The organism is Ruegeria sp. N11 (assembly GCF_056531525.1).
The window spans coordinates 1-7,697 of record NZ_JBQFLX010000046.1; the positions used below are offsets into that span (position 1 = coordinate 1).

General features: G+C 52.0%; 7 protein-coding genes. 5 read left to right on the top strand and 2 right to left on the bottom strand.

All coding sequences use genetic code 11. From position 1 onward, the window contains the following. Positions 1-122: 122 nt before the first annotated feature. Together ACR0J8_RS23610 and ACR0J8_RS23615 are read left to right on the top strand one after the other, a co-directional pair. A complete protein-coding gene (locus tag ACR0J8_RS23610) occupies positions 123-1,109 on the top strand; it encodes a hypothetical protein (protein ID WP_480892691.1) in 987 nt (328 codons plus the stop codon). Continuing rightward, positions 1,106-2,047 carry a TniB family NTP-binding protein gene (locus tag ACR0J8_RS23615; protein ID WP_170738407.1) on the top strand — a complete coding sequence of 314 codons (942 nt, stop codon included), beginning with the start codon at positions 1,106-1,108 and terminating at the stop codon, positions 2,045-2,047. Before ACR0J8_RS23610 ends, ACR0J8_RS23615 begins: the two co-directional genes overlap by 4 nt. A gap of 418 nt (positions 2,048-2,465) precedes the next feature. On the opposite strand, the gene ACR0J8_RS23620 is transcribed toward ACR0J8_RS23615, so the two are convergent. Beyond that, positions 2,466-3,422 (bottom strand): helix-turn-helix domain-containing protein, encoded by a 957-nt coding sequence (locus tag ACR0J8_RS23620; protein WP_170483685.1) that lies wholly within the window; start codon positions 3,420-3,422, stop codon positions 2,466-2,468. Between the two features lie 106 nt (positions 3,423-3,528). On the opposite strand from ACR0J8_RS23620, the gene ACR0J8_RS23625 reads away from it, so the two are divergent. The 3 genes from ACR0J8_RS23625 to ACR0J8_RS23635 are packed head-to-tail and all read left to right on the top strand — an operon-like array spanning position 3,529 to position 6,195. Beyond that, positions 3,529-3,684 carry a hypothetical protein gene (locus ACR0J8_RS23625; RefSeq protein ID WP_170380012.1) on the top strand — a complete coding sequence of 52 codons (156 nt, stop codon included), beginning with the start codon at positions 3,529-3,531 and terminating at the stop codon, positions 3,682-3,684. Positions 3,685-3,698: 14 nt separating this feature from the next. Further along, entirely contained in the window at positions 3,699-5,372 is a 1,674-nt protein-coding gene (locus ACR0J8_RS23630; RefSeq protein ID WP_170806690.1) for a sulfatase-like hydrolase/transferase, read from the top strand. A 37-nt stretch (positions 5,373-5,409) separates the two neighbouring features. After that, positions 5,410-6,195, top strand: coding sequence for a hypothetical protein (locus tag ACR0J8_RS23635; RefSeq protein ID WP_480892696.1), 786 nt, complete (start codon positions 5,410-5,412; stop codon positions 6,193-6,195). A gap of 663 nt (positions 6,196-6,858) precedes the next feature. On the opposite strand, the gene ACR0J8_RS23640 is transcribed toward ACR0J8_RS23635, so the two are convergent. Continuing rightward, the gene (locus ACR0J8_RS23640; RefSeq protein ID WP_171236387.1) at positions 6,859-7,413 is read right to left on the bottom strand and encodes a GNAT family N-acetyltransferase; all 555 of its coding nucleotides are present in this window, start codon (positions 7,411-7,413) and stop codon (positions 6,859-6,861) included. Positions 7,414-7,697 lie beyond the last annotated feature (284 nt).

Sequence of the window (7,697 nt, forward strand, 5' to 3'; positions counted from 1 at the left end):
CACATCATGCTCTGAACATGCGCCCACCTGTGCCTGAAACCTTATTAGAGAAACCTCAATTTAGTGGTGCCGAACGAGGGGGCTAGACAGGTAGAACCTATGCCTCGACGGACAGGACCAATGTGGAGCGAAGCTTCGGCACGCTTGAGTCCCAAGTCATTAAACTGATCCACGGCTATACCGGCAGAAGGCCAGGCGAGCTGCCTTCATACGATGCAAACGCAAATGGGGTGTTGGTCACCGAAGAGTTGCACGGCATCTTGACCCGCTATTTTATCGATGAGTACCCTTCGCGGCGCCACATGGGGATTGGCATGGGTGGTCGCAGGCCTGCTGAAGTCCTCAAGGAACTCAACGAAACTCGCGGTTTGTTTCGTCCAATCGATGAAGACAGGCGTCGTATTCATCTGGGATTGAAGCAGTCGCTCACGCCCACCGATGAGGGGGTAAGGGCATTTTCCGGCATCTGGTACAACTCGGATGAGTTTCAGCGCGCTGTTGACCGCCATCCCAAAACAAAGGTCTCGGTGTTCATTGACCCGGATAACCTTACGCATGCCACTGCCGTTATCCCCAATGAAGAGCAAGTGTTTCGGCTTCGTCTCCAAATTACAGCGTTCGCAGATCTGACGCTGCCTGAAGTGTTCGGGTTGCTTCAAGCCCACCGCAGGGAGCATCCGGACGTTTCTGAGATTTATGAGGATCGCATTATCGCGACGAGAAAGAAGTTCTATGCCGAACTTAATAAGATCGGTGTCGAGCACGGTCTTTCCAGGAGTTACTCGACATTCGGAGAGTTGAAAGCGATGGGCGAACGAATGTTTAGCGGTGCTCGCGTAGTTCCCTCACCAAGAAAGGCTCCAACACTCCAATCCGGCGAAATCAGTGCAGGAACCGACAAACCGGAGGAGTTTTCCTTGGGTAGCGGCCTGGGGGCGAAAGTGACCGGTGATGCCCCCGGATTGGATGCCTCAACGCCAGGTCCGATCACTCAAAAAGCGGCCGACGCGCCTCAAGACGCTGCGGCCACCGAGAAAACAAAACTGACATCAATTAACGACATGAACCGTCCTTTGGGCCGGCCCAAGAAGAAAGGAAAATTCACGTGAGCTTTATCAACCCAGACAGGTTCAAAATTGTAGATCAATTGAAAAGAAATCACCTTGGTTTCCCTCGCGCGGAAGAGCTGAAGACCGCGTTCAGCAAGTGCCTAGAATACCAATTCATCAGCCAAACGAATGATTGTGTGGAGGCACGCGGCCTGGTGGTCACCGGCAACTCGAGAGTCGGGAAATCCCGAGAGCTAAAGAAGCTGATTGGCGACTTCAATGCGAGCAATACACAGATGCCCGACGGTAGACCGGCGAAAATCGTCAGTTGCGTTCTTTCCGGTCGTGTGAGCTTCAAAGACCTTGGCGTCAAAACGCTCTCAGCGCTAGGATATGAGGTCCAAAGGGCTCGTACACAAGAATACATCTGGGAGCGAGTGTTGGATCAAGCTCAGCGCCAGGGCGTTGTGGGCATCCACTACGATGAGTGCCAGCACGTGTTTGCTGCGGGCGTGAAATCGAACACGGTATTTCTGGACAGCTTCAAATCCATGATGAAAGAGCCCCGCTGGCCCTTGATGTTGATCCTTTCCGGGGTGCCCACTTTGTTCGAATACGTACGCTCCTACGAACAACTCGACGCGCTTGTGGACCCCGTTCACTTCGATGAAATCAGACTTAAGCGTGATAAAGATGAACTTCGCGAGCTTTTGTTCGCCTACGCTGACGAGGCGGAAATTGACATCTTCCAACTGGTAACGATGGAATTTCTAAGTCGACTGGACTTTGCTTGTGCTCATCGATGGGGCCTTGTGATCGAACTGTTGATTGACACCCTCACCAAAGCAAAACTAGAGGGTAAAAGCGAACTCAAGCTGGAAGACTTCGCTGAACAGTTTGCACTACGGACAGGTACGACAGAGCAGTATTCTCCATTCACTGAGAAAAACTACGTCGAGGCATTCGATACAAAGAGAATGCTCAAATTGAGCGATTAGTCAGTATTTGATGAAAACTAGTCTGCAAATTCGAAGGCATGCTGCACCTGCATTCGGCGGGTCGCAGCCCGAAGCGGACCTTCATCACCAAGCTTTGCAATCTCTGAGATGCGGACTTTGCAGCCATCCGCATTTTTGCTCCAAAGGACCGCAGACAGCCCAAACCGGACATTCAATCCAGGACTTTGCAATTCCGGCTTAGCGGGACAAAGCCGCCATCGGCACTATCGCAAGCAATGACGGTTGTCAGCCCGAAGCGGACCTTCAAAATCCGACTTTGCAATTCTCGTGTTGCGGACAAGTTAGGCCGCGTACTGCCAAGGTCTCAGCGTCGCTAGCCACTGAACTCTGACAGTGGCTACACAACTACAATTGCTTAACACAAACTTTGCGCCAAAGACTTTTGCCAAGCTCTGTTTCAGTTCATTTTGCCGGACAACGTTTGTGTCGGCAGTTGTCCAAAGAGTGCTCTGTAGTCTCGCGCGAACTGACCCATGTGCCAAAATCCGTAAGCGTTTGCGATGTCCGATATACTCTCCTCTGGCGAGCAGGATACCAGTTCATGGCGCACAGCACCGAGACGGGCTCTTAGATAAAACTGCTTGGGGCTCACCCCATATGTTTCCTGAAACGCGCGACGAAGAGTGCATGCGGATACCTGAATATCTGCACATACTTCACCGATTGACACGTTATCCATCAAATGGGCCCGCATGAACTCAACGGCTTGTTGTGCTAAACGGGTTCTATTTTTACTGTTTCGCCGATCACTCCATTTTTCGCCTACCACCAGCATTTCCAGAAGCTCTAAGATCATATCACTCTCTTCACTATCAGAGCTTGGTCCGGCCGCTGATCCAATTAGAAAGCGCGCTTTGTTTTTGACTAAGGAATGAAGCTTGCCAGCGTCGCTAACGAAAGATCTTAAAGCGTCATTTCGCGCGGTGCTGATATCAAGACCGCAATCGTCGGCGATCCGTTGAGCCCTTCGGATGTCGATGGCAAAGGTCAGGCCTGTGAGCGTTGAATTGCTCACGCCTTCAAAAGGGTCTCCGCTACCAAAATTCATCAGAGCGGTGTCTGAGGGTGAGCCGTTAAGCCAAGTCCGTACACTCCCTTTGTCTGGTAAGCCAAACGCTAGAATGTCAGAGCGAGAAACACCGGTTTGGTACACAGCCTTATCAAACGACAAATCGATCATTTGAAGGTCAAGACCTGCCCAAACGGATACCGAAGAGTTCATAGTTCCCTCTTCAATTTGGCGTAGCTCGACATCCCATTGGGACAGCTCGCGGAATTGCGAAGGGTCCTGCAAAAAAAGTGTGTTTGGGGCGCAGGTTTTTTTGGGGGCTGATCGTTTTTTGATGTCGTCCATTCCGCCCCGCAGGTAGTTTTCATGAAATGTTATTCGAATATGTAGGCTTGGAAAATTGCAAGACAAAGCAGACAAATCGAGAGGGAAGAGGTTCGGACGCCCATCGTTGCCTGATGATACTGCGCGCACCGAACGCGTCGTAACGCTGCTAACCAAAAGCGAAAAAGAGTTGTTGCGCTCACAGGCTGAAGACAGCGAACTCTCCCTTTCAACCTTTTGCCATCATCTGATCCTTGAAGGTCTGAAAACAAGTAAATCATGAAACAGGGGTATCTCATGAAATCAAAACTGTTCCTCTCCGCGCTGGTCTTTGCCGGCTCCGCTATCACGGCGGCAGCTAAGGACAGCAATATCGTGCATGATGCGGAATACTATGTGCTGAAGCAACAAAACGAAGCCGTTTGGGTCGAGAACGACGCACAGGTTGACCAACTGCTGGCCGATTTTCGTGAGAAAAACGGAGGGAACCCTCCAAACATCTTCTACATCCTTATTGACGATATGGGTTTTGGCGACATGGGTATGCCCGAGATGAACGCGATACGCGGGTATTCGACGCCCAATATCAACGCGCTCGCAGAGGAAAGCATGCGGTTTGCGCGCATGTATACCGAGCCGTCCTGCACACCGTCGCGGGTCGCCTTCATGACGGGTCGCCAGCCGTATCGCAATGGGATGGGCGATACCGCCGTCGATATTTCAGGTTTTGGCCTTGCCGATGAAGAAGTCACAATTGCCGAAGTTCTGAAATCCGTAGGCTACAACACCTCGCATGTTGGCAAATGGCACATGGGCGACATTCAGGAATCCTGGCCTACTTATCAGGGCTTTGACTACGCCGCGTTCCCCATCCATCAGCAGGGCCAGTTGGCCATCTTCAACGAAGATGCAGCCAAGGAAGAAATCACCATGGCCATAGGGGAAGACAACTACAACTCCAAATACACGCTGGATGATTGGTTTCGCCCTGATCCGGGACACATGATTACCGGCCTTGAAGCTGTCATTGGCGGGGAGGTCCGCGAAGTCCATATGGAACCGGGTGAGAAATGGACCCAGGACAAATATAATGAAATGAACATCCGCTATCAGGCACAGGCGATGGAACAGTTGCGCCTGCTAGCAGAACGGGATGAACCGTTCTTCCTGCAATACTGGCCGCTTGTCCCTCTGTCGACAACGCGCACGACGAGAGAGGCGTTCACGACACCCAACGGCGGTACATTCGTTGAAAGCATGGAAGAGCTGGATGAATGGATAGGGGTCATTCTGAACGAAGTCGATGCGCTGGGGCTCAGGGACAATACCCTGATCGTTTTGATGGGCGACAACGGTCACTTCACCAAATATGCCCCCGGCAGTGGGTTTTCGCCGCTGGTCTTCCGCGGCGGCAAGGCCGATACGTCTGAAGGAGGCGTTCGGGTGGACGCGTTTGCCCGCCTGCCCGGCTTGATCGAGGGAGACTCGATTGTATCTGACATTATTCATATCTCTGATTTGTTCACGTCAATTGCGCGTATCGGCGGAGCGATGGATGCCATCCCCCGCGACCGGATCATTGACGGTGTCGATCAGACGTCCCTGATGTTTATTGGCGATACGCATGGGCGCAGGGATCATGTACTGATCTACTCGATCAATTCGCTGAAAGAGGTGGTAAAGGAACACATCAAACTCAAAGTTCCGGCCAAAGGTGAAAATGCTATCGTGGCCAAGTTCTACAACCTGTTCCGCGACCCCCGCGAAGAACAGAGCGTATCGACCGAGATCGGAGCATGGGCTGGACATGAGTTTAACCGTATTATTGCCCGCCACCTGAAATTCAAGGAAATGTACCCCGATCAACCGGCCGCGACCGGACGTCCCTATGAAGGTATCGTGAACCTTCGTCCTGAAACCGTCGCAGCGGTGGATGCCTTTGTAGCCAAGCGGGACATTCAGCCCGACTAAAACAAAAAGTACTGCAAGCCCCGCATCAACAAATGATGTGCTTGATGTGGGGCTCGGCACCCACAACAAAGTTTCTGGAAACAATATGAAATTCCAAGCGCTTGTACTTGTAGTGGCAACTGGCATTGTCTCGACCCCAGCAATTGCCGATGAAAACGCTTCAAACCCTTTGGCCGCAGTCAATAACACGGACATCCGGTATCAGTATTTTGATTTGGGCAACGGTGCCGACAAGCAGGACGCCTTTATAGATGGCGCATACATGCTGCGGCCTGATCTGAAACTGAAATATGAGTTGCACTACAACTCAACGGATGTGACCGGAACGCGTTTCACTGACTTTGAGAAATTGAGCCTCAAAGCGATCTATTTCCCTTCTCAGAGACCGCTCAACGACACATGGGCCATCAAGTCGGCCATTGGCCTGGAGTGGATACTGGACTTTGGCGACCCAGAAAAAGGGATCGGAACCGGGTCCGATCAAATTGCGCCTTTTGGCGGGTTCGCCTTTGCAAACACAAAATCAGGGCTGACGCTGATCCCACTGCTCCAGCATTTTGCTTCATACAATGGCCCGACGGACATAAACCAAACCGCGATGCGGTTGATTGCGCTACAACCGTTTGGCGATGGGTACTGGGCCAAGGCTGATATCAAAGCACCATATGACTGGGAGAACGATGCTTGGCCAGCGACCGCTGAGTTCCAGATTGGTAAGAACCTCAGTCCTGGCATTGCAATTTATGCTGATTTCCTCATCGGTATAGGTTCCGACCGCCCCTACGATAAAGGTGCCGGCTTAGGTTTGCGTTTCAACTACTAGTTCACCTACACCCAACCTCGGCGAAGATCATCTATGTCACAGTCCAGAACTCTGTTCAGCCATTTGTTTTCTGCGTCTATCTTGACCCTTCCTGGAACTGCCTTGAGCCAATCCCTGCCCGCTCCGGGTCGGTAGGAAATAAATTGGCGTCACGCCGCATCATTCTATCTGTTCACTCCGCTCTGAACTCGGGGAAGATCAACAGTCTCTGGGCGATCCGCTGAGTTGGATCTGGGTTCCAGAACGTCTAGTGCCGTGTTGCGATCCAGCAGCTAGTTCGGCATCAGACACCTTGCTGCACAGTCAGATCTCGTGAAGAGTAGCTGGACGATCCAACGGCAGTGCGTAGGTCTTCTTGGGGCAATTTGTGGAGAGTATAGATGCTGAGTGAGCCTAGGCCACCGGTTCTCCTATTGACGGGTACAAATGCGGCAGCCTGGACGATGGAGAATGTCCGGGCACCATTCGAGGCATCAGGATATACCTGCGAGAGCCTGTCCTATCGTTATCATGATCTTCCAAGCGGACCCGAACGCGACAGCAAGCTTATTGGATTGAGTATTGCAGATTACGTAGAGGATGCCCGGCAGGCGATCAAAAAAATCGGGGAGTGTCCGTCGTCAGACACCTTGAGTATGAATGCCGGGTTCCCGAACTTGTTCGCTAAACCAACGCAATTTTGAACTCAACCGTCTCATGCCCGCCAAGAGCTTTGTCAGCGATATAGCTTCTAACAAATTTTCCACCCGCTTTTTCGATGACACGCACGGATGCCTGATTGTCAGGGCTGGTCGTGATTTCAATGTAGCTCAACCCGATTGATTTTGCCTCTGGCAACATTGCAACCAGCGCGGCAGACGCCAATCCTTCCCCTCTTCGCCAAGGCACGACGGAATAGCCGATGTGACCAGAACAAGTAAGGGGCAATTCCTCCGTCCCCGGCTTCCATCGCAAACCTATGTGGCCGCAAAACTCATCATCCCATATCCACCTGCGGATGCTTGGCAGGCGAGGTGCTTTCGAGCCATCTGGCAGAGTGACAGTTCCGGCCTTTGGAGTGGGGTCGTCGAGATTTGAAACGAACGATCTCGCATCATTCGATATAGTTTCGATCTGCTCTTTTGCAGCTTCAGCACGCAAGTTGTCTGGCGACCAGCCTCGCCGAAGTGCCGAAACGTAAGCGGGTATTTGGTCAATACTTGGTGTCAGCAGTTTCATCGTTTCGGTTTCGCAAGCCTGTTTCGTTACGAACAGACACTCGTGCACGGCGCAATATCGGTCAAGTTGCGCTCGTGGCGGGGACTCAAAGTTAACGACAAGGACGCGAAGTCTGCAACGCGCATAGCGCCGCCATCTCCTCAGCACAAGGCAACTACCGCTCTCAGCCCAAACCAGACATTCATCAGCGATGTTTGTTGATCCCGAGGAGCGGATTGGTCCGTTCATGCAACGATGCTACCAAAAGTGGAAACCGCGCATACAGCCAGTATTCGGGGATATGA